The 21,460-nt window shown below is 71.4% G+C and carries 18 protein-coding genes and 3 pseudogenes; 12 read left to right on the forward strand and 9 right to left on the reverse strand.

The annotated features are described in order from the left end of the window. The first annotated feature begins 53 nt into the window (after positions 1-53). Positions 54-2,513, forward strand: a complete 2,460-nt coding sequence (locus ACWD6R_RS01120; protein WP_451816755.1) for a helicase C-terminal domain-containing protein — start codon at positions 54-56, stop codon at positions 2,511-2,513. Between the two features lie 141 nt (positions 2,514-2,654). Here the strand turns inward: ACWD6R_RS01120 and ACWD6R_RS01125 are convergent, their stop codons facing one another. Further along, positions 2,655-3,074 carry a hypothetical protein gene (locus ACWD6R_RS01125; RefSeq protein WP_451816756.1) on the reverse strand — a complete coding sequence of 140 codons (420 nt, stop codon included), beginning with the start codon at positions 3,072-3,074 and terminating at the stop codon, positions 2,655-2,657. Positions 3,075-3,220: 146 nt separating this feature from the next. On the opposite strand from ACWD6R_RS01125, the gene ACWD6R_RS01130 reads away from it, so the two are divergent. Next, positions 3,221-4,864, forward strand: a complete 1,644-nt coding sequence (locus ACWD6R_RS01130; RefSeq protein ID WP_451816757.1) for a DNA repair helicase XPB — start codon at positions 3,221-3,223, stop codon at positions 4,862-4,864. 34 nt (positions 4,865-4,898) lie between these two features. Here ACWD6R_RS01130 and ACWD6R_RS01135 read toward each other — a convergent pair whose 3' ends face one another. Then, positions 4,899-5,126 carry a hypothetical protein gene (locus ACWD6R_RS01135; protein WP_451816758.1) on the reverse strand — a complete coding sequence of 76 codons (228 nt, stop codon included), beginning with the start codon at positions 5,124-5,126 and terminating at the stop codon, positions 4,899-4,901. Between the two features lie 386 nt (positions 5,127-5,512). Between ACWD6R_RS01135 and ACWD6R_RS01140 the strand changes: the two genes are divergently transcribed. Continuing rightward, positions 5,513-7,642 carry a HelD family protein gene (locus ACWD6R_RS01140; RefSeq protein ID WP_451816759.1) on the forward strand — a complete coding sequence of 710 codons (2,130 nt, stop codon included), beginning with the start codon at positions 5,513-5,515 and terminating at the stop codon, positions 7,640-7,642. 177 nt (positions 7,643-7,819) lie between these two features. Here ACWD6R_RS01140 and ACWD6R_RS01145 read toward each other — a convergent pair whose 3' ends face one another. Then, positions 7,820-8,509: a copper homeostasis protein CutC gene (locus ACWD6R_RS01145; RefSeq protein ID WP_451816760.1), complete on the reverse strand. Its 690-nt coding sequence runs from the start codon at positions 8,507-8,509 to the stop codon at positions 7,820-7,822. Between the two features lie 255 nt (positions 8,510-8,764). Here ACWD6R_RS01145 and ACWD6R_RS01150 point away from each other — a divergent pair, with 255 nt between their 5' ends. Then, on the forward strand, positions 8,765-11,053 hold the full coding sequence (locus ACWD6R_RS01150) for a heavy metal translocating P-type ATPase (RefSeq protein WP_451816761.1): 2,289 nt from the start codon (positions 8,765-8,767) through the stop codon (positions 11,051-11,053). A gap of 45 nt (positions 11,054-11,098) precedes the next feature. On the opposite strand, the gene ACWD6R_RS01155 is transcribed toward ACWD6R_RS01150, so the two are convergent. Further along, the gene (locus ACWD6R_RS01155) at positions 11,099-11,938 is read right to left on the reverse strand and encodes a 5-oxoprolinase subunit C family protein (RefSeq protein ID WP_451816762.1); all 840 of its coding nucleotides are present in this window, start codon (positions 11,936-11,938) and stop codon (positions 11,099-11,101) included. On the opposite strand from ACWD6R_RS01155, the pseudogene ACWD6R_RS01160 reads away from it, so the two are divergent. Next, a pseudogene (locus ACWD6R_RS01160) lies at positions 11,927-12,034 on the forward strand (DUF2891 family protein); the annotation flags it as partial. The gene ACWD6R_RS01155 and the pseudogene ACWD6R_RS01160 sit on opposite strands and share 12 nt — an antisense overlap. Positions 12,035-12,448: 414 nt before the next feature. Here ACWD6R_RS01160 and ACWD6R_RS01165 read toward each other — a convergent pair. Beyond that, positions 12,449-12,565, reverse strand: a pseudogene (locus ACWD6R_RS01165) (IS982 family transposase); the annotation flags it as partial. Positions 12,566-12,630: 65 nt separating this feature from the next. Then, positions 12,631-14,118 carry an LCP family protein gene (locus ACWD6R_RS01170; RefSeq protein WP_451816763.1) on the reverse strand — a complete coding sequence of 496 codons (1,488 nt, stop codon included), beginning with the start codon at positions 14,116-14,118 and terminating at the stop codon, positions 12,631-12,633. 119 nt (positions 14,119-14,237) lie between these two features. Here ACWD6R_RS01170 and ACWD6R_RS01175 point away from each other — a divergent pair. From ACWD6R_RS01175 to ACWD6R_RS01195, 5 genes and pseudogenes are all read left to right on the forward strand, one after another. After that, positions 14,238-14,873: pseudogene (locus tag ACWD6R_RS01175) on the forward strand (transposase); the annotation flags it as partial. 90 nt (positions 14,874-14,963) lie between these two features. Continuing rightward, positions 14,964-15,167 (forward strand): hypothetical protein, encoded by a 204-nt coding sequence (locus ACWD6R_RS01180; RefSeq protein WP_451816764.1) that lies wholly within the window; start codon positions 14,964-14,966, stop codon positions 15,165-15,167. After that, the gene (locus ACWD6R_RS01185; protein ID WP_451816765.1) at positions 15,164-15,730 is read left to right on the forward strand and encodes a hypothetical protein; all 567 of its coding nucleotides are present in this window, start codon (positions 15,164-15,166) and stop codon (positions 15,728-15,730) included. Before ACWD6R_RS01180 ends, ACWD6R_RS01185 begins: the two co-directional genes overlap by 4 nt. A 54-nt stretch (positions 15,731-15,784) precedes the next feature. Beyond that, positions 15,785-16,465: an HD domain-containing protein gene (locus ACWD6R_RS01190; protein WP_451816766.1), complete on the forward strand. Its 681-nt coding sequence runs from the start codon at positions 15,785-15,787 to the stop codon at positions 16,463-16,465. Between the two features lie 92 nt (positions 16,466-16,557). Next, entirely contained in the window at positions 16,558-17,790 is a 1,233-nt protein-coding gene (locus ACWD6R_RS01195) for a Cmx/CmrA family chloramphenicol efflux MFS transporter (RefSeq protein ID WP_451816767.1), read from the forward strand. 22 nt (positions 17,791-17,812) lie between these two features. Here the strand turns inward: ACWD6R_RS01195 and ACWD6R_RS01200 are convergent, their stop codons facing one another. Then, entirely contained in the window at positions 17,813-18,100 is a 288-nt protein-coding gene (locus ACWD6R_RS01200; RefSeq protein ID WP_451816768.1) for a DUF4031 domain-containing protein, read from the reverse strand. Continuing rightward, positions 18,097-18,465 (reverse strand): hypothetical protein, encoded by a 369-nt coding sequence (locus ACWD6R_RS01205; RefSeq protein WP_266983026.1) that lies wholly within the window; start codon positions 18,463-18,465, stop codon positions 18,097-18,099. The genes ACWD6R_RS01200 and ACWD6R_RS01205 overlap by 4 nt, the downstream gene beginning before the upstream one ends. A 123-nt stretch (positions 18,466-18,588) precedes the next feature. Here ACWD6R_RS01205 and ACWD6R_RS01210 point away from each other — a divergent pair, with 123 nt between their 5' ends. Both ACWD6R_RS01210 and murQ read left to right on the forward strand, forming a co-directional pair. Beyond that, complete coding sequence (locus tag ACWD6R_RS01210; RefSeq protein ID WP_451816769.1) at positions 18,589-19,506, forward strand: MurR/RpiR family transcriptional regulator; 918 nt, start codon at positions 18,589-18,591, stop codon at positions 19,504-19,506. Positions 19,507-19,584: 78 nt separating this feature from the next. Beyond that, positions 19,585-20,559, forward strand: coding sequence for an N-acetylmuramic acid 6-phosphate etherase (gene murQ / locus ACWD6R_RS01215; RefSeq protein ID WP_451816770.1), 975 nt, complete (start codon positions 19,585-19,587; stop codon positions 20,557-20,559). Between the two features lie 138 nt (positions 20,560-20,697). Here murQ and ACWD6R_RS01220 read toward each other — a convergent pair whose 3' ends face one another. Next, on the reverse strand, positions 20,698-21,303 hold the full coding sequence (locus ACWD6R_RS01220; RefSeq protein WP_451816771.1) for a Uma2 family endonuclease: 606 nt from the start codon (positions 21,301-21,303) through the stop codon (positions 20,698-20,700). Positions 21,304-21,460: the final 157 nt, after the last annotated feature.

Below are 21,460 nucleotides of genomic sequence, written 5' to 3' on the forward strand. Positions count from 1 at the left end.
CTGCACCGACGGTAGCGCCCTCGGGCCTGTCCGGAGCGACTACCGTGGGACGGATGGGGATGACCACACCACCGCGGACGCTCGCCGAAGCGCTGCGCGCCCGGGACGACGAGTCGCTGGCCGGGCTGCTGCGTGCCCGTCCCGACCTCCTGTCTCCCGTGCCGAACGACATCACCCAGCTGGCGACGAGAGCCGGCACCCGTGCCTCTGTCGTGCGCGCGCTGGAGCACCTCGACCGATTCGCCCTGCAGACCGCGGAGGCGCTCGCGGTCGCACCCGAGCCGGCCTCGTACGACACCCTTCTCGCCCTTCTCACGGGCGACGGCCGGGACGACGGCGCGCTGCGCGACGACGCGGGTGCGGCGATCCGGGACGCGGCGCCCGGAGCCGTCGCGACCTTGCGCGAACAGGCCCTGCTCTGGGGCGAGGACGACCGGCTGCGGCTGGTCCGTACCGCGCGCGAACTCCTCGCACCGTCCCCGCAGCACCCCTCCCCCACCGGTCTCGGGCCGACCGTCGCCGAGGCCACGGCCGGCATGTCGCCGGGCCGGCTGCAGGAGATCCTGGCGGCGGCCGGGCTGCCCGCCACGCACGACCCGGTCTCCGCCGTGGCCGCGCTGGCCGCGCTGTTCACCGACCGGACCAGGATGGGCGAGCTGCTGGACACCGCGCCGATGGAGGCGCTCGCCGTACTGGACCGGCTGGTGTGGGGTCCGCCGTACGGGGAAGTGACCCCGAACCCGACCCCGCCCGTGAAGTGGCTGCGCGACCGCGGGCTGTTGCTGCCCGTGTCGACGCGCACCGTCGTCCTGCCGCGCGAGGCGGCGCTGCATCTGCGGGCCGGGCGCGCCCACCGCGTACCGGAGCCGCTGCCGCCCGCCGTCGTGGCCGCCGCGGCCCGCGATCCCCAGTCTGTGGACAGTGCGGCCGCAGGCCAGGCGTACCTGGCGGTGTCCACCGTCGAGGAACTCCTGACGAGCTGGAACGGCGGCGGCCCCGCCATGCTCCGGGCCGGCGGCCTCAGCGTCCGCGAGCTGAAGCGGACCGCGTCCGTCCTCGACGTGTCCGAGCCGATCGCCGCGTTCTGGCTCGAACTCGCCTACGCGGCCGGGCTGCTGGCCTCCGACGGCGAGGCCGACGAGCGGTACGCGCCGACGCCCGCATACGACGACTGGACCGAACTCCCCGCCCAGGACCGCTGGGTGCGCCTCGCGACCGCCTGGCTCTCCGCCACCCGCACCGCCGGTCTGGTCGGCGGCCAGGACGCCAAGGGCCGGGCCCTGTCCGCGCTCGGCCCCGAACTGGACCGCTCGGCCGCATCCGAGGTACGCCACCGCATCCTGGCCCTGCTCGCCTCCCTGGACCCCGGCACCGCCCCGGACCCGGAGACGCTGCTCGCCCGGCTCCGCTGGGAACGGCCGCTGCGCGGCGCCTCCACGTCCGCCGGGGACACCACCGACCTCCGGTCCCGGATCGCCCTGTGGACACTGAACGAGTCCGAACTCCTCGGCATCACCGGCCGCGGCGCACTCTCCTCCCAGTCCCGCGCCCTGCTCGACTCCGGGCCCGCCGAGGCGGCCGCGCTGCTCGCCCCGCTCATCCCGGAGCCTCTCGACCACGTCCTGCTGCAGGCCGACCTGACGGCCGTCGCGCCCGGCCCGCTGGAGCGCCCCCTCGCGGACACGCTGTCCGTCCTCGCGGACATCGAGTCGAAGGGCGGCGCGACCGTCTACCGGTTCACGCCCGGCTCCGTACGCCGCGCGCTGGACGCCGGACAGTCCGCGGCCGATCTGCACGCGTTCCTCGCCACGCACAGCCGTACGCCGGTCCCGCAGCCGCTCAGCTACCTCATCGACGACGTCGCCCGCCGCCACGGCCATCTGCGGATCGGCGCCGCGTCCGCGTACGTGCGCTGCGACGACGAGGCCGTACTCAACGAGATCCTCGCCGACAAACGCTCGGCCACCCTGCGCCTGCGCCGCCTCGCCCCGACGGCGCTGGCCGCCCAGACCGACCCGGCGTCCCTGCTCGAAGGGCTGCGCGAGATGGGGTATGCGCCCGCCGCCGAGTCCGCCGAGGGCGATGTCCTGATCACCCGCGCGGGCACCCGCCGCACCCCTCCCCGTACACCCCCCGTGCCGGTCCCCGAGGGCCCGCCGCTCCCCGACGGAACGCTGCTGGGCGCGGCGGTACGGGCGATCCGCGCCGGGGACACGGCCGCCACCGTCGTCCGCAAGGACACCTCCCGGGCACCTGCGGACCCGGCCGGTTCACTGCCTCGTACGACCTCCGCCGAGACTCTCGCGACCGTCCAGGCGGCGGCCATGACGGGCTCGGCGATCTGGATCGGCTACGTCAATGCGGACGGCGCTGCCAGCCAGCGCGTCATCGCGCCGGTGCGGGTCGAGGGCGGCTTCGTGACGGCGTACGACCACACGGCGGACGAGATCCGCACGTACCCGCTGCACCGGGTCACGGGCGTCGCGGAACTGGCCGACTCCGAAGACGCCTGACAGGGTTGTCCCGTAATCCCTGGCGGATCAGCGCGCGGCGTCGGACGCGGTGCCTCGCAAGGCGGAGGGGCGTCCGCATACTGGATGTATTCGGACGTTCCGGCAACGCGGCAAGGTGCCGTAGCTGTCGTCGTGCGCCCGTCAGGGCTTACAGGACAGCCCTTGGTTCAGCGAGACGAGCCACCGCCAGCGAGGCTGCTCGGTGACCACGGCGGCCGCCGCGAGCAGCGTCACCGGAACGGCCGCCCACACCGGCCACAGCAGCCACGACGAGACGACGGCAGCGCCCAGCTCGGCCAGCACCATCAGGATCGTGGCCCAGCCCGGCACGGCGACGATCACACTGTTCTTGTCGCCCGGGGTGGACAGAACGGCCGGCAGGCCGATCAGCGCCACCAGCGACAGCGCGGCGAGCAGCCACGAGTGGCCGGCCAGCACCCAGGGGGTGGTCACCCAGGCGACGAGTTCGGTGGAGAAGCGCAGCACGGACGGTATGCGGTCGTCCGGACGCGCGGAAGCGGTTCGTTCCGGGGGCGTTTCCCCGGCAGCGGCGTCAGTCACGCACAGACCATGACACGTCCCCCGCGCACGGCGGGCGGATGGCCGAACGTCCCGCCGGCCGACACCGACGCACCACCGGCCCCGCATGCGGCACACTGGACGTTTGGCCGCACGGGCGGCCACCCCCGCAGAAAGGGCCGAGACGCGTGACCGGACCTCTCATCGTCCAGAGCGACAAAACACTGCTCCTGGAAGTCGACCACGAGCAGGCCGACGCCTGCCGTCGGGCGATCGCCCCGTTCGCGGAGCTGGAGCGTGCGCCCGAGCACATCCACACCTACCGGCTGACGCCGCTCGGACTGTGGAACGCGCGCGCCGCCGGGCACGACGCCGAGCAGGTCGTCGACGCCCTCGTGCAGTACTCCCGCTACCCGGTGCCGCACGCGCTGCTCGTCGACATCGCCGAGACGATGGCCCGGTACGGCCGCCTCACGCTCTCCAAGAACCCGGTCCACGGGCTGGTCCTGACCTCCACCGACCGGCCGGTGCTGGAGGAGATCCTCCGGTCGAAGAAGGTCCAGCCGCTGGTCGGGGCGCGGATCGACCCGGACACCGTGGCGGTGCACCCGTCCGAGCGCGGGCAGATCAAGCAGACGCTGCTGAAGCTGGGCTGGCCCGCCGAGGACCTTGCCGGGTACGTGGACGGCGAGGCCCACCCGATCGAGCTGGCCGAGGACGGCTGGGCGCTGCGTCCGTACCAGAAGCAGGCCGTCGAAGGGTTCTGGCACGGCGGCTCCGGGGTGGTCGTACTGCCGTGTGGTGCGGGGAAGACGCTGGTCGGGGCCGGTGCGATGGCGGAGGCCAAGGCGACCACGCTGATTCTGGTGACGAACACCGTCTCGGCCCGGCAGTGGAAGCACGAGCTGGTGAAGCGGACGTCGCTGACCGAGGACGAGATCGGCGAGTACAGCGGTGCGCGCAAGGAGATCCGGCCGGTCACCATCGCCACCTACCAGGTGCTGACGACCCGCCGTAAGGGCATCTACCCGCACCTGGAGCTGTTCGACTCCCGCGACTGGGGTCTGGTGATCTACGACGAGGTGCATCTGCTGCCCGCGCCGGTCTTCAAGTTCACCGCCAACCTGCAGGCGCGCCGGCGGCTCGGTCTCACCGCGACGCTCGTCCGGGAGGACGGGCGCGAGTCGGACGTCTTCTCGCTGATCGGTCCCAAGCGGTTCGACGCTCCGTGGAAGGAGATCGAGGCGCAGGGCTACATCGCGCCCGCCGACTGTGTCGAAGTGCGGGTCAATCTGACGGACTCGGAGCGGCTGGCGTACGCGACCGCCGAGGCGGAGGAGAAGTACCGGTTCTGCGCGACGACCGCGACGAAGCGGAAGGTGACGGAGGCGCTGGTGCGCAAGCACCGGGGCGAGCAGACTCTCGTCATCGGGCAGTACATCGACCAGCTCGACGAGCTGGGTGAGCATCTGGGCGCCCCGGTTATCAAGGGCGAGACGAGCAACGCGCAGCGCGAGAAGCTCTTCGACGCGTTCCGTGAGGGCGAGCTCAACGTCCTTGTCGTGTCGAAGGTCGCGAACTTCTCGATCGACCTGCCGGAGGCGACCGTCGCCATTCAGGTGTCGGGCACATTCGGCTCACGGCAGGAGGAGGCGCAGCGGCTCGGCCGGGTGCTGCGGCCGAAGGCGGACGGGCACGAGGCCCGGTTCTACTCGGTGGTCGCCCGCGACACGATCGACCAGGACTTCGCGGCGCACCGCCAGCGGTTCCTGGCCGAGCAGGGGTACGCGTACCGGATCGTGGACGCGGACGAGCTGCTGACGGACAACTGAACCGAGCGGTCCCGCCCGGTCAGCCGTGCCGCACTCAGTGTTCGCGGCGCGCTCGGTGGTCGTGCTGTTCTCGGTGGTCGCGGCGGAGGACGCCCGCCTCCTCCGCGTACTCGCCGAGGACCGCCACGCCGAACGCGGCGCGTGCGAAGACCTTGACGGCGCGCACGGCGTCGCCGACGTGGTGGGTGGGCGGGTGACCGGTGGCCGCGGTCGCGCCGTGCGCGGGGCCGGTCCCGTGTGGATTCAGACTGACGGTGCTCATGTAATCCATGGTCCTGCGCCCGTTCCGCAAAGGCATCGGCTCGCGGGCGGAATCCCGGTGGGCTTCGCACAGGTCTCCGGTCGCATGCCGTCCCCTACGGGGTGGGCCAAGGGGTGGACGAGGGGCGGCCCCCGCAGCCCAATTCATTCGACCCCGCCGGTCGCGGTCGATACAATCGCCGGTCTGCCCGCCTCCCGCACCGTGGTACCGGCTCTTCGCCGGCAGCCGGGGGAGCGCCGCCGACCGGACGGAAACCGGCCGACAGCCGCACGCGCACCAGCGTGCACACCCCGTGATCGATCCCCGAGCGGACCGCATCGCCCCCGGCACGTGGCCGGGTGCGAGCTGCGGTCCGCCGTCCTGCGTCAAAAGCCGGAGGCAGCACCGTGCCCGCGCACGAACACGAAGCCATCACGACCACCACCGATGCGCTGGCCCGCGAGCGCGCCCATCTCACCGCGTCCCGCGCCGCGCTGCGGGCCATGCGCGAGGACGCGCAGGCCCTCGACATCCGCGATGTCACCGCGAACTGGGTGAACGCCGCCGTCCTGCAGGCCCAGATCGACGTACGCATCAAGGCGCTCGCCGATCTGTCGCACACCCCGCTCTTCTTCGGCCGCCTCGACTATCTGCACCGGGTCGGTGCGGATCAGGCCGAGGGCGCATCGGGAGGGGCGGCGCGAAGCGCCTCGGCCAAGGGTGGTGGTGGGCGACGGGAGGGCGAGCAGTTCTACATCGGGCGCCGCCACGTCCATGACGCCCACGGCGACCCGATGGTCATCGACTGGCGTGCGCCCGTCTCGCAGCCGTTCTACCGGGCTTCGAAGAAGGACCCCCAGGACGTCGGACAGCGGCGCCGTTTCGGCTACACCGGTGGCGAACTGACCGCGTACGAGGACGAGCACCTCACCGACCCCACCGAGGCCGCACAGACCAGCAAGCTGCTCCAGGCGGAGATCGAGCGGCCGCGCGTGGGTCCGATGCGCGACATCGTGGCGACGATCCAGCCGGAGCAGGACGAGATCGTCCGTAGCGGGCTGGGCGGGACGGTCTGCGTCCAGGGAGGCCCCGGTACGGGTAAGACTGCCGTCGGTCTGCACCGTGTCGCCTATCTGCTGTACGCGCACCGTGAGCGCCTCGCCCGTACCGGCACACTGGTGATCGGGCCGAACCGGTCGTTCCTGCACTACATCGAGCAGGTGCTCCCGGCCCTCGGTGAGCTGGAGGTGAAGCAGGCGACCGTCGACGATCTGGTGGCGGCACATGTCGAGGTGCGGGGATCGGACGCGGCGGAGGCGGCCGTCGTCAAGGGTGACGCCCGGATGGCGGAGGTGCTGCGGCGGGCGATCCGTTCGCATGTGACGCTGCCGACGGAGCCGGTGATGGTGGTGCGCGGTTCGCGGCGGTGGCGGGTGCCCGCGTACGAACTGGAGGAGATGGTCACCGAGTTGCTGGCCCGCGACATGCGGTACGGCGCGGCGCACGAGGCGCTCCCGCAGCGGATCGCGCACGCCGTTCTCGTCCGGATGGAGGAGGCCGGCGAGGCGCCCGACGACCGGGTGCAGAACGCGGTGGCCCGTACTCCGGCGGTGAAGGCTGCCGTGAAGGCGATCTGGCCCGCGGTCGATCCGGCAAAGCTGGTGCTGCGGCTGCTCTGCGACCCGGAGTTCCTGGCCGCGCACGCGGACGGGCTGCTCACCGGGGACGAGCAGAAGACGATCCTGTGGACGAAGCCGGCCCGCAGCGTGAAGTCGGCGAAGTGGTCGGCGGCGGACGCGGTGCTGATCGACGAGGCGAGCGATCTGGTGGCACGTACGCACTCGCTCGGCCATGTCGTCCTCGACGAGGCGCAGGACCTGTCGCCGATGCAGTACCGGGCGGTGGGACGGCGGTGCACGACGGGTTCGGCGACGGTGCTCGGCGACCTGGCGCAGGGGACGACGCCGTGGTCGACGGAGAGCTGGGCGCAGGCGCTGCACCACCTGGGCAAGGGGGACGCCGTGGTGGAGGAGCTGACGGCGGGCTTCCGTGTGCCGAGGGAGGTCATCGCATACGCGTCACGGCTGCTGCCGGTGATCTCGCCGGGACTTGCGGCGGTGGAGTCGGTGCGTGAGTCGCCGGGTTCGCTGGCGGTACGCGAGGTTCCTGACGCGGCCGGACTGGACGCGGCGGTGGTCGCGGCCTGCGAGGAGTCGCTGGCGCAGGAGGGATCGATCGGGCTGATCGCGGCGGACGCGCGGATCCCGGCACTGGCCCAGGCGCTGACGGCGGCGGGTCACGGGTATCTGTCGCCGGGCGAGGAGACGACGGCCGAGTCGCGGCTGACGCTGGTCCCGGCGTCGCTGGCGAAGGGCCTGGAGTACGACTACGTGGTGCTGGACGAGCCGGCGGCGGTGGTCGACGGCGAACCGGACGAACGCACGGGTCTGCGCCGGCTGTACGTGGCGCTGACCCGTGCGGTGTCGGGGCTGACGGTGGTGCATGCGGCGGGGCTGCCGGAGGTGCTCGGGGGCTGAGCGGCGGTTACCGGGGTCGCCCGGTGGCCACTTTGTTCTCAATCTCCCCCATGGCCTTAAGGGCATGGGGGGACCCCCTCGACGGGCTGGGAGATCAAGCCCGTCCGGCGTTTGAGGACGGAACCGGTCACCCGGTGAGCCCGAACCCGGACGGCCCCGGCACCCGCACCCACCCCCCTACGCGTCGAGCCGCGCCCGCCACTCCCGTACCGCTGCCGCGTCCACCGGCGCGTCCCAGCCCCTCGGGCGGGCCGCGCCCCCGATGTGCACCGCGTCGATGCCCGCGGCCAGCAGCTGGGGCAGGTGTTCGAGCCGGAGCCCGCCTCCCACCAGGATCTGCGGCTCGTACCCGGGCTCGCCCTTGCGGGCCGCCTCGGCGAGCAGCGTCGGGATGCCGTCGTCGACGCCGCGCGCCGATCCCGCCGTGAGGTACGTGTCGAGGCCCGGCAGGCCCGCCAGCTGTTTGCGCAGGGTGTCCCGGTCGGCGGCGCGGTCGATCGCGCGGTGGAACGTCCAGCGGCAGCCGTCCAGCACGGCGACGAGCCGTTCGACGGCGACGAGGTCCGCGTGACCCCTCGCGTCCAGGAAGCCGAGGACGAATTCATCGGCGCCCTCGGCCCGCAGCTCGCGCGCCTTGCGTACGAGCACGTCGATGTCACGGGCCGCGAATCCGTCCGCCACCCTGAGCATCACGCGCAGCGGAAGGTCGACCGCGGCGCGGATCTCCGCGAAGGTCGCACAGGACGGGGTCAGGCCGTCCGACTCCATGTCGGTGACCAGCTCCAGCCGGTCTGCGCCACCCGCCTGGGCAGCGACCGCGTCCTCCGCGTCGAGAGCGATCACCTCCAGGACTGCACGGTTGCTCATGGGACCCCATTCCTCGAGTAAGCAGCTACAGGTCTAGTCCAATGGCCAGCCTACGGGCCGGTCGCGCGAAGGCGAAGCCCCGGCGCGAACGCGAAGATACGCGAGGTCGGAGCGGCACCCGGCAACCGGACGCGCATGATCCATCTCTCGAATCCGGATCCACCCTTGCGCTTCATAGGGGAGGGGGGTATACATGGATCAGGATTAGATACCCCCTAGGGGTATGCAGCATCCGTCAACGCCTGGGAGGAAACCGTGTCCGCGCATACCGCCGCAACCGGCATCGGCACCGACACCACCGCAGAGGTCGAGCTCGCCATCGGCGGCATGACCTGCGCATCGTGCGCGGCCCGCATCGAGAAGAAGCTGAACCGGATGGACGGCGTCACCGCCACCGTCAACTACGCCACCGAGAAGGCCAAGGTCAGCTACCGGGGCGAGGACATCTCCGTACAGGACCTGATCGCCACGGTCGAGAAGACCGGCTACACCGCACAGGAGCCCGCACCCCCGGCACCTGCCGGGGAAGGCGCCCCGTCAGGAACCGAAGCGGAAGCCGATGGGCTCCGTCCGCTGCGGCAGCGGCTGCTGACCGCCGTGGTGCTTGCCGTCCCGGTGATCGCGATGGCGATGATTCCGGCGCTCCAGTTCGACTACTGGCAGTGGCTGTCACTGACCCTGACGGCCCCGGTCGTCACGTATGCCGCCTGGCCGTTCCACCGCGCCGCCTGGACCAATGCCCGGCACGGTGCGGCGACGATGGACACGCTGATCTCGCTCGGTACGTCGGCCGCGTTCCTGTGGTCGCTGTGGGCGCTGTTCTTCGGCACGGCGGGGATGACGGGCATGACGCACCCCTTCGAGCTGACCATCGGCCGCAGTGACGGCGCCGGGAACATCTATCTGGAGGCGGCGGCCGGCGTCACCGCGTTCATCCTGGCCGGGCGCTATTTCGAGGCCCGTTCCAAGCGGAAGGCGGGCGCCGCGCTCAAGGCGCTGCTGGAGCTGGGCGCCAAGGAGGTCACCGTGGTGCGGGGCGGCCGCGAGGTGACCGTCCCGACGGCGGAACTGCAGGTCGGTGACCGGTTCCTGGTCCGCCCCGGCGAGAAGATCGCCACCGACGGCACAGTCGTCGAGGGCGCCTCGGCGGTGGACGCGTCGATGCTCACCGGCGAGTCCGTGCCGGTCGAGGTCGGTGTCGGGGACTCCGTCACCGGTGCCACGCTCAACGCGGGCGGCCGGCTCGTCGTCGAGGCGACACGGATCGGCGCCGACACGCAGCTGGCGCGGATGACGAAGCTCGTCGAGGACGCGCAGAACGGCAAGGCGGCGGCGCAGCGGCTGGCCGACAGGATCTCCGCGGTGTTCGTGCCCGTGGTCATCGCGCTCGCGCTCGGCACGCTGGGGTTCTGGCTGGGCAACGGGGCGGGTCTGACGGCCGCGTTCACGGCCGCCGTCGCCGTACTGATCATCGCCTGCCCGTGCGCGCTGGGCCTCGCCACTCCGACCGCTCTCATGGTGGGGACCGGGCGCGGCGCGCAGCTCGGCATCCTGATCAAGGGCCCGGAGGTCCTGGAGACCACGCGTCGCGTCGACACGATCGTCCTGGACAAGACCGGCACGGTCACCACCGGCCGGATGACGCTGCTGGACATCCACGTGGCGGCGGGCACCGACGTGTCGCAGGTACTGCGGCTGGCGGGCGCCCTGGAGCACGCCTCCGAGCACCCGATCGCCCAGGCGGTCGCCGCCGGTGCGGTCGAGCGGACCGGCGCGGCGCTCCCCGTCCCGGAGGACTTCGTCAACGTCGCGGGGCTCGGCGTGCAGGGCGTCGTCGAGGGGCACGCGGTCCTCGTCGGCCGGGAGCAGCTGCTCGCCGAGTGGGAGATCCATCTGCCGGTGGAGCTGGCCCGGAAGAAGGCGGCCGCCGAGGCGGCGGGCCGGACGGCCGTCGCGGTCGCCTGGGACGGCGGGGCGCGGGCGGTCCTGGAGGTCGCCGACGCGGTGAAGGACACCAGCGCGGAGGCGATCGCGCGGCTGCGGTCACTGGGGCTGACGCCGATCCTCCTCACCGGGGACAACCGGGCGGTCGCGGAGTCGGTCGCGGCGGAGGTCGGGATCGGCCGGGACGACGTGTACGCCGAGGTCATGCCCGAGGACAAGGTCGACGTCGTCAAGCGGCTGCAGGCGGAGGGCCGTTCGGTCGCGATGGTCGGCGACGGCGTCAACGACGCGGCGGCGCTGGCCCAGGCGGACCTGGGGCTGGCGATGGGCACGGGCACGGACGCGGCGATCGAGGCCGGTGACCTGACGCTGGTCCGCGGGGACCTGCGGGCCGCGGCGGACGCGATCCGGCTGTCGCGGAAGACGCTGGGGACGATCCGTACGAACCTGTTCTGGGCGTTCGCGTACAACGTGGCGGCACTGCCGCTGGCGGCGGCGGGGCTGCTGAATCCGATGATCGCGGGGGCCGCGATGGCGTTCTCGTCGGTGTTCGTGGTGGGGAACTCGTTGCGGCTGCGGGGGTTCCGCGCGGCGGCCTAGGCGGACATGCCCCAGGGCTGAGCACCGGCCCGACGGGGCCGGTGCTCAGCCCGCGCTCACGAACCGCACCCGGGTTCCCGGCACCGCCTGTGCCGCCCCCGCGAGTGCGGTCTCGTGCACGACACCGACAACCGGGTAACCACCGGTCGTCGGATGGTCGTTGAGGAACACCACCGGGCGGCCGTCCGGCGGCACCTGAATGGCGCCGAGCACCATCCCCTCACTGGGCAGTTCGCCCTCGTGGGCGCGCGCCAGGGCCGGGCCCTCCGTACGCAGGCCGATCCGGTTGCTGTGCGGCGAGACCCGGTACGTCGCCGTGGTGAGTGTGCGCAGCGCCTCATCCGTGAACCAGGTGTGGCGGGGGCCGAGGCGTACGGGGAGTACGAGTTCGGCGGGCGCGGCAGGCCAGGGCACGGCGTCGGGGGCCGCGGGCCTCGACGGCCCGTGTCCCAGCGGCAGTACGTCCCCGTCGCGCAGCGGGGCCGGGCCGAGCCCGGAAAGCAGGTCCGCGGACCTGCTGCCCAGCACCGGTTCCGGCAGCAGGCCGCCCCCGAACGCCAGATAGCTGCGCAGCCCCTGCACCGCGGGGCCGGCGTCGAGCACCGCGCCCGCCGGTATGTGCACGGGTGTCCCCCAGGCCACGGGCCGCCCGTCGACCGTGACCCGGCAGGGCGCACCGCCGACGACGGCGACCACGGGCCGGTCCGGGCGGACCGCGCAGCCGGTGGCGGTCGTCTCCAGCAGTGCCGCGTCCGCGGGGTTTCCGGCCAGCCGGTTGGCGAGTCGGCGGGAGGGGGCGTCCAGGGCGCCGGCGCGCGGCACCCCGAGGTGCGCCCAGCCGATACGGCCCGCGTCCTGAACGGTGGTCAGGTGGCCGAGGCTCATCTCGCCGTCGGCCTGCCCACGGTCTCCTCCGGTGACTTCAGCACGGACCACTGGCTGGCCACCTTCGCCGCGCTGGCCCTGGTTCGAGGGGGGTGAGCGGGTTGCTCGATGTACTGATCGATGTCGCGGTGGGCCTTCTGGTTCCCAGTGGGCGTCGGCGGGCGGAGAGGGAGGCCCGGTTGTTTGCCGCCGGAGGGACCGTCACGTTTCCGGCGTGCGTCCTGGGCACACGTCCCGTTCCGCGCTCGACGCGTCTCCCACGGAGGTGGCGGAGCTGCATCGGCGCTCCATCCCGCTGGGGCGCCTGGAGTTGGTGCGGGTGAGGGACAGGCAGCGGGCGGACCCCTGTGCTGTGCAGCCGACTTGGCGGGTGGCCGAGTGTCGCGACGGGGGCGCGGAGCTTCTGGTGGGGTGCGCTCCGCAGCACATGGGCTACCTCGTCAGCGTGCTGACCGGGACTGCTTGAGCCGGTTGTCAGTGCCCACGCCTGGATGATCGATTCCAAGGGGTTTAGTGGTCGTAGGCAGTCAGTGCGCGCATGACCGGCTGGCCGGTGTGGTCGTTGCGCCAGATGGCGGCGGTGAGTGCGAGGATGCGTTGCAGGACGCGCACGGCCACGCCTGCGGGTGCCGGTGCCTGCGTCGTCCTGGGCGGTTTGTGCCGGGCACGTGGTGGAGGCGGTACGCCGACGGTCAGGTGATCTCTGCGTCCGGGCCGATGGTCAGGGTGAGGGTGGTCGCGGTGCTGCTCTCGGTCGGCTTCAGGCCGGGCAGGTGGGCGGCCAGTGTCTGGGCCTGGGCCTTGAGCTGTGGTGGGTAGACGAGGGTGGTCTTGTCTGCTCGAGTGGGGGCGTTGCCGGTGGCGGTGATCTGGAATCCGGCGGTGCGGAGCTGGTCGGCTACTTCGCCGGCTTTGCCGGGGGTGCTGGTGCCGTTGAGGACGGTGACCTGGATGGTGCTGGCGAGCGGGGGGAGCTGGTCGGCGAGTTTCTTGAGCCTGTCCTTGGTCATTTCGCGGTCGTGGGTGAGGTCGGTGAACAGTTGCTGGGCGGCGGGGAGGTTCCAGGCGACGTTGGCTTTGTCGGTGGGGACGTCGCGTTCGCGGGGGTAGTTGGGGACGGTGAGGAAGGAGATCCGGTCGGTGGGGATGTCTTTGACGTTGGAGGCGAGGCTGTAGAGGGGTTTGAGGCCGGCCATGTCGGGGTCGGTGGTCAGGGACTGGGTGGCGGAGTCGAGGAATCCGTAGAGGGCCTTGGGGTTGTAGAGCTCTTCCTTGGCCTTGGCGGCGAGGGCTTCCATGAATTCCTGCTGGCGGCCGATGCGTCCGATGTCGGAGCCGTCGCCGATGCTGTAGCGGGCGCGGACGTAGCCGAGTGCCTGTTCGTTCTTCACGGTCTGGCAGCCGGCCGGGAGGTCGAGGTGGGCCTTCTTGTCGTGTATCGGCTCCTTCGGGCAGACCTCGACGCCGTGGAGGGCGTTGACCATGCCGGTGAAGCCACGGAAGTCGACGATCATGAAGTGATCGATCCGTATGCGGGTGTTCGCCTCAACGGTCTTGATCGCGCAGGCGGCGGCCTTGGCGGTGTTGCCGGTGGAACCGCCGATCGCGAACGCTTCGTTGATCTTGAAGTGGTGGGGTGTCGAGAGGGTGCCGTTGCCGCGGTCGCAGGCCGGGATCTGTACCCAGGAGTCGCGGGGGAAGGACACGGCGGTCGCCCACTTCCCGTTCTTGCTGGTGTGGACGAGCATCAGGGTGTCCGACTGCATGGTCGTCAGGCCCTTGCCGTAGGCGTCGCTCAATCCCTTTCGGCTGTCGGAGCCGATGACCAGGATGTTCTGGCCGCCCTTCGCCGCCGGGGGTCGGTTGTCGCCGAGGTCTTTCTTGACGTCGGCGCCGTGGATGTTGCCGTTGAGCTGGGAATAGAACCAGCCTCCCGCGGCAGCCGTTCCGAGAATCAGCACGGCCACCGCCCCCGCTATCCAAGGGCCCAGCCGCCTTTGAGGCCTGCGCCTGCGCCGCCCACGGGCTCGGGGCGAGGGCTCGGTGGGCGGGGTGTTGTTGTGTTTTGCCGTCACGGTGTGACGCTCCTTGATGCGTGTGCCAGGCACAGGGAAGATACGGAAAGGACGGCCGCGCGGCCGGTCGAGCACAAAACCGGGGGTGCTGCTGGTGTACGTCATGACGAGGTTCCTCACGCCGATGGCGCGGGACTCCCGACAGAATCCCGCCATCATTTGCTAGATGATCGATTCCAAGGGATCGCCTGCGCGCATAGGAGGAGGGAGTCCAACGTCAGTGTGTGAAGACAGAGTTGGACTCCCCCGCGACCGCACTCTATGTGAAGACCGATGACCTGTTGAAGGATTCGCCGCAGTTTGCCCCGTGGCGGTCGGCCGTGGGCATTGCGCCGCAGCTCAGCGATGCCGAGCTGGTGACTTTGACGATGATGCAGGCCATGCTCGGCTTCACCTCCGAGGCCCGGTGGCTGCGGCACGCCCGCGCCCACCTGCGGCACCTGTTCCCGTACCTGCCCCAGCAGCCCGGCTACAACAAGCGGCTGCGCAAGGCCGCCGAGCTCATTCGGCGCGTCACCCGCGCGCTGGCGGTGGACACCACGTTGTGGACCGACGATGTGTGGGTGGTGGACTCCACGCCGGTCGAGTGTGGTCGGTCCCGCGAGACCGTCAAGCGCTCCGACCTGGCTGGTTGGGCCCAGTACGGCTACTGCGCCAGCCACAGCCGGCTCTTTTGGGGACTGCGGCTGCACCCGGTGTGCACCCTGCGCGGCCTGCCCGTCGCCTTCGCCCTGACCGGCGCCAAGGCCGACGAACGCGAGACCCTGCTGGACCTGCTCGCCGTCGAGCCGAAGCTCACCGCCGAGCGTCCCGGCCAGACCCTGATCGGCGACCAGAACTACTTCGGCCGCGAGTTCGAGTAGCAACTGCCGAGCTGGACATCCGCCTTCGAGTACTACCGCGACGGCCGCACGATCCTCTGCTTCAGCTTCGAAGACCCGCAGCAGCGGGTGGGCGAGAACCCCGATTACCTGTCCGCCGAGCTCCTGGCCGCGCAGCTCATCGGCCCCGATGCGGTGTGTGGAGACGAGGGCAACGGCGGTCACGACTGTTTTGACCATCACTACGACGATCACGAGCGTCTGGTGAAGACGATCGCGGGCTTCTTCGCCTTGCCCTCGCCGCCGCTGTCTGCGGAGGTGACGGCGCAGTGAGCCGGCTCGCCCCGAATACGTTCGTCACCTTCTGCAAGGGCATGGACCTGTCCACGCTCTCCGGCATCTTCGCCGAGGCGGGGTGTCCTGCCCTCACCAGTGGCGAATCGTCCGGCTGGGTATGGGTGACGCACGATGCCACCGCCCGGCATGGACAGGCCGTCTGGGAGCTGGCTCGCAACATCACCGGTTACCGCTATGCGGAACGTGTCGGCGAGCCGGACCATGTGGAGACCGTGTTCCTGGCCTCCACATCCGCGTGCGACTGCCCGCACGGGCAGAACTACATGGTTCCGCACTGCACCGAGCACCCGTTCCAGTTCACCCACAGTCGCGGCGGGTTCGAGCAGACGTACTTCAACTTCGGCGCACGCCGCGAGTCGCGGCGTGCCGGAGGCATGGCAGACCTGCTGGTACGGGAGTTGCTGAACGCCGGAATCGTCGGCCGGGACACCCCGAAGTACGACACCGATCCCGGCTTCAACGCCGACGGCACCCACACGGTGCGGATCACCGCCGATCATTTCGGGCTTCCCTCACCGCCGCTCGGACTCACCGGGTAAACGGGCCCGCCCGCCGCTCGCCGTGGACGACGGGGGGAATCTACTCTCGTGCGTATGACGGACGACAGTGCGCACGAGAGCGGATCCTCCCCCGACGCCGCGGACACGCTCCGTGCCCGCTGGAGCGATGCCCTGGTCGCCGTACGGGGGGGCGCTACCGGCCCCGATCCGCTGCCGTACGCCGACAACCTGCTCGCCCGCTGGGCCGAACCGCAGCGCCGCTACCACACCACCGCCCATCTGACGGCGGTCCTCGACCGCGTCGACACCCTCGCCGGCCACGCCGCCGCCCGGGACGCGGTCCGCCTCGCCGCCTGGTTCCACGACGCGGTGTACCGCCCGGACCGCTCGGAGAACGAGGAGCGCAGCGCCGCCCTCGCCGAGCGCGCCCTGCCCGAGGCCGGTGTCCCCGACGCCGTCACCGCCGAGGTCGCCCGGCTGGTCCGGCTGACCGTCACCCATGACCCGGCGGACGGCGACACCAACGGCGAGGTGCTGTGCGACGCGGACCTGGCCATCCTGGCGGCCGCCCCGAAGGAGTACGCGGCGTACGCGGCGCAGGTGCGGGACGAGTACGGCTTCGTTCCCGACGACGCGTTCCGGGACGGGCGTGCGGCCGTCCTGCGGCAGCTGCTCGGACTGCCACGACTGTTCCGTACGCCGCACGGGTTTGCCGAGTGGGAGCCGCGGGCCCGGCAGAACCTGCTGACGGAGCTTGAGCTGCTCACCCCTTGAGACGGCCGACGGGATACCCCGACAGGGGAATGTAACGGTCAAGATCGGTGTTGGCAGCTGTCATGCCAGACTCTGCCAACCGCCGCACCCGCATGCCTGTCGCTGTCCTGATCCTGGGGGTAGCGGTCTTCGCCCTCGGCACGAGCGAGTTCATGCTCTCCGGGCTGCTGCCACCGATCGCCGACGACATGAACGTGTCGATCCCCCGGGCCGGGCTCCTCATATCCGCCTTCGCCATCGGCATGGTGATCGGCGCGCCCCTGCTGGCCGTGGCCACGCTCCGGCTGCCGCGCCGCACCACCCTCATCGCACTGATCTCGGTCTTCGGCCTCGGGCAGGTCGCGGGTGCGCTCGCTCCGACGTACGAGGTGCTCTTCGTCTCCCGCGTGGTGAGCGCCTTCGCGTGCGCCGGGTTCTGGGCGGTGGGGGCGGCGGTCGCCATCGCGATGGTGCCGGTGAACGCGCGGGCCAGAGCGATGGCCGTGATGATCGGCGGACTGTCGATCGCGAACGTCCTCGGCGTACCGCTGGGGGCGTTCCTCGGTGAGAACCTCGGCTGGCGGTCGGCGTTCTGGGCGGTCGGCGCGGCGTCCGCCGTGGCGCTCGTCGGTGTCGCGACGCTCATCCCCCGCATCCCGCTCCCCGAGGAGAAGCCGCAGCTCAAGCGGGAGATGTCCATCTACCGTGACCGGCAGGTGTGGCTGTCGATCGTGATCACGGCGCTCGCGGCGGGCGGGGTCTTCTGCGCGTTCAGCTATCTGGCGCCGTTGCTGACGGATGTCGCCGGGCTGGATTCGGGCTGGGTGCCGACGGTGCTCGCGCTGTTCGGGATCGGGGCGCTGGTCGGTACGACGATCGGCGGCCGGGTCGCGGACGCGCACCTCTTCGGGGTGCTGATGAGCGGTATCGCGGCCTCGACGGTCTTCCTGGTCGCGCTGGCGCTGTTCGCCTCGAACCAGGTCGCCGCGGTCGGGCTCGCGTTCCTGCTGGGCCTGTCGGCGTTCTACACGGCCCCGGCGCTGAACGCCCGGATGTTCAACATCGCGGGCGCGGCCCCGACCCTGGCGGGCGCGACGACGACCGCCGCGTTCAACCTCGGCAACACGGGCGGCCCCTGGCTGGGCGGCACGGTGATCGACGCGGACTTCGGCTTCGAGGCGACGGCCTGGGCGGGCGCGGCGATGACGGTCCTGGCGCTGGTCGCCGTGGTGTTCTCGCTGCGACTGCACGGCGGGGGCAGGTCGCGCCGGGTGACCGGGTCGCCCGCCGCGACGTCGTCGCCGACGTCCGTCGACGTGGAAGCGGGTAGCTCCTCCGCCGCCTGAGCGGGGTGGCTTCGGCAGTCGTTCAGCCGCCGGTCGCCCGGGCGGGTGCCGGGCGTCCCTTGGGGCGCCGCAGTCCCGCCTCCGTGAGCCGGCGGACGAGCTCCTTCGAACCGATCTCGACGGCCCCGGCCCGCACCGCGTCCGCGTACCGCGTTTCCGGTACGTCGTAGTGGTCCCGCTCGAACGCCTGCGGCGGGCAGCCGATGGTGGCGGCGAACGCGTGCAGTTCGTCGAAGGACACGTTGCTGACCAGATGCGACCAGAGCCGACCGTGGCCCGGCCAGTCGGGCGGGTCGATATAGACCGTCACCGGCCAAGCACTCCGCTCAGCGCGCCCACGCGCGCCACCATCACGGTCGCCTTGGTACAGACCCAGCGCGGGTCCGGGCCCAGCTCCGGTTCGACGTCGAGGGCGTGCGGGTCTCCCGCGTCGCACACGGGGCAGAGCGGCCAGCGGCCATACCGCTCCAGCAGCGCGTCCTGGACGTCCTGGGCAACCAGGCCGACGACGTATTCCACGCCGTCCGGCCAATGCTCGACCCACCAGCGCCGGTGAGTCACCGCGTCCTCGACGAGCGAGACGATCTCGGCCTCGGCGACACCGCCTGCGGCGAGATCGGCCATGACCAGGGCGCGGGCGGTGTGCAGCGCCTGCTCCAGGCGGTTCAGCTCCATGCAGCCATTGTCACCCCGAGTGCGACCAGGTCCTGCGTCCAGTCACCCGTCCCGGCCTCCGTTCCGTCAGAGGTCGGGACCAAAGAGGTTGACGGACCGCAGGGTTGAAAATATCTTTCAAATGTGACCAATGACCTGAAGGAAAGTTTCAGCGGTGATGCGCCGCCCGCTCCGGCTGCACTCGCGGCCAAGGTGCGGACGCTCGCACCGTCCATGACGCGCTCCATGCAGCGGGTCGCCGAGGCCGTAGCCAATGACCCGGCCGGCTGCGCCGCCCTGACGGTCACCGGTCTCGCCGAGCTCACCGGCACCAGCGAGGCGACCGTGGTCCGCACGGCCCGCCTCCTTGGCTACCCCGGCTACCGGGATCTGCGCCTCGCCCTCGCCGGGCTCGCCGCCCATCAGCAGTCCGGCCGCGCCCCCTCCGTCACGGCGGACATAGCCGTCGACGACCCGATCGCCGACGTGGTCGCCAAGCTCGCCTTCGACGAGCAGCAGACCCTCGCGGACACGGCCGCCGGACTCGACACGGTACAGCTCGGTGCCGCCGTCACCGCCGCGTCGACCGCCCGCCGGATCGACATCTACGGCGTCGGCGCCTCCTCTCTCGTCGCCCAGGACCTGGGGCAGAAGCTGCTCCGCATCGGCCTGATCGCGCACGCGCACATGGACCCGCACCTGGCTGTCACCAACGCCGTGCAGCTCCGCTCCGGCGATGTGGCGATCGCGATCACCCACTCCGGTTCCACCGGTGATGTGATCGAGCCGCTCCGGGTGGCGTTCGACCGGGGCGCGACGACGATCGCGATCACCGGCCGCCCCGACGGCCCGGTGACGCAGTACGCGGACCACGTGCTGACCACGTCCACCGCCCGCGAGAGCGAGCTGCGCCCCGCCGCCATGTCGAGCCGGACGAGCCAGCTCCTCGTCGTGGACTGCCTGTTCATAGGGGTTGCCCAGCGGACGTACGAGACGGCAGCCCCGGCGCTCGCCGCCTCGTACGAGGCACTGGCCCACCGCCACACCCCCCGCACCCGCTGACAACACGAGCACCCGCACCCCCACCCGCACTCGCTGAACCGTACGAGCCACGAGATCGAGAAAGCAGAGCCGCTCTCCATGACCCCCACCACCGACGCCAACGCCGCGACGCCCGATCAGCCCTCCGAGTACGGGGAGCTGCGCGCCGAACTCGCCACGCTCACCACCGAGGCGTTCCGGCCCGAGCTCGCCGAGATCGACCGGCTGGCCACCCTGGAGATAGCCCGGATCATGAACGGCGAGGACCAGTCCGTCCCCTCCGCCGTCGCCGCCCGGCTGCCTGAGATCGCCGCTGCGATCGACGGGGTCGCCGCGCGCATGGCCCGCGGTGGCCGGCTGATCTACGCGGGCGCGGGCACCGCGGGCCGGCTCGGTGTCCTGGACGCCAGTGAGTGCCCGCCCACGTTCAACACCGACCCGTCCGAGGTGGTCGGTCTGATCGCGGGCGGCCCGCCCGCGATGGTCACAGCCGTCGAGGGCGCCGAGGACAGCAAGGAGCTGGCCGCCGCCGACCTCGACGGACTGGATCTCACCCCGGACGACACGGTGGTCGGCATCTCCGCCTCCGGCCGTACGCCATACGCGATCGGGGCCGTCGAGCACGCCCGCGCCAAGGGGGCGCTGACCATCGGCCTGTCCTGCAACGCGGACTCGTCGCTCGGCGCCGCGGCCGAGCACCCCATCGAGGTCGTCGTCGGCCCGGAACTCCTCACCGGCTCGACCCGCCTGAAGGCCGGTACGGCGCAGAAGCTCGTCCTCAACATGCTGTCGACGATCACGATGATCCGGCTCGGCAAGACGTACGGAAACCTCATGGTCGACGTCCGCGCCTCCAACGAGAAGCTGCGCGCCCGCTCCCGCCGGATCGTTTCTCTCGCCACCGGCGCATCCGACGCGGAGATCGAAGCCGCGCTCGCCGCCACCGACGGTGAGGTGAAGAACGCGATCCTCGCCATCCTCGGCCAGGTCGACGGCCCGACCGCCGCCACGCTCCTGTCCGCGTCCGACGGCCACCTCCGCGCCGCCCTCGCGGCCGCACCCCGCAGCACCTGACGGCGCCTTCGGCGGCCACGGCGACCGGCACCCCGGCCGCCCCGACCACGGACCCGGCGCAGGAACCGGCCCGCGCCTGACCCCGTAACGCAACAGAGGGCGGCACCCGCACCGGGTGCCGCCCTCAGCCGTGCCCGGTCACACCGGAAAGTCCCCCGTGGGAAGCGTCGTGCCGAAGGGCTCGGGAAGCGTGAGCGACTTCCCGAACGGCACGGGGTCGGAGTGCTTGTACGTCCCGTCCTCGTTCGGCTCCGTGAACAGCGTGGCCATCGCGCCACGCGTGTCGAACCGGTCGATCAGCAGGTACAGCGGCACGCCCGCGCGCGCGTAGGCGCGGTACTTCTTCGTCCGGTCCTCCCGGGCATTGCCCTTCGACGTGATCTCGACGATGAGGAGGGCTTCGGAGGCGTCCATGGGATCGCTGGTTTCCGCGTCGGCAGCATCGATCAACTCCGATGGCATGACCACGAGATCCGGCACATAGAGCTTGTCCAGTGGGGCGACGTGGACCCCGAGGGTCTGGTAGATCTCCAGCTCTTCGGGCAGATTTCCGTAGAGCCTGCGCTGCACTTTGGCGGCGATGCCGTTGTGGTGCGCATGAGGCGGTGGTACCAAGACGATCTGCCCTTCGTCGATCTCGGCGCGCCACCCCTCGGGCACGTCCAGTTCACGCCATGTCTGCAGCAGGTATTCCCACGGGCGGCCCTCAGCGGGCCGGTCGCTCTCGACCATCGCGGCGGTCATCGCGGGTCCCTTCTCCTGTGGCCTGACGAGGAGCGTAGATCGACGGTTCTGCGGCGGTTCGCCGCTTCCCTCAGCGTCCCACGATCGTGTGAGGAGCGCACCGACCTCGCCGTCTCCCCCGACGCCCTCCCGGAGCGCCAATCCTGACTCTATGCAT

The organism is Streptomyces sp. NPDC005151, from assembly GCF_053599875.1.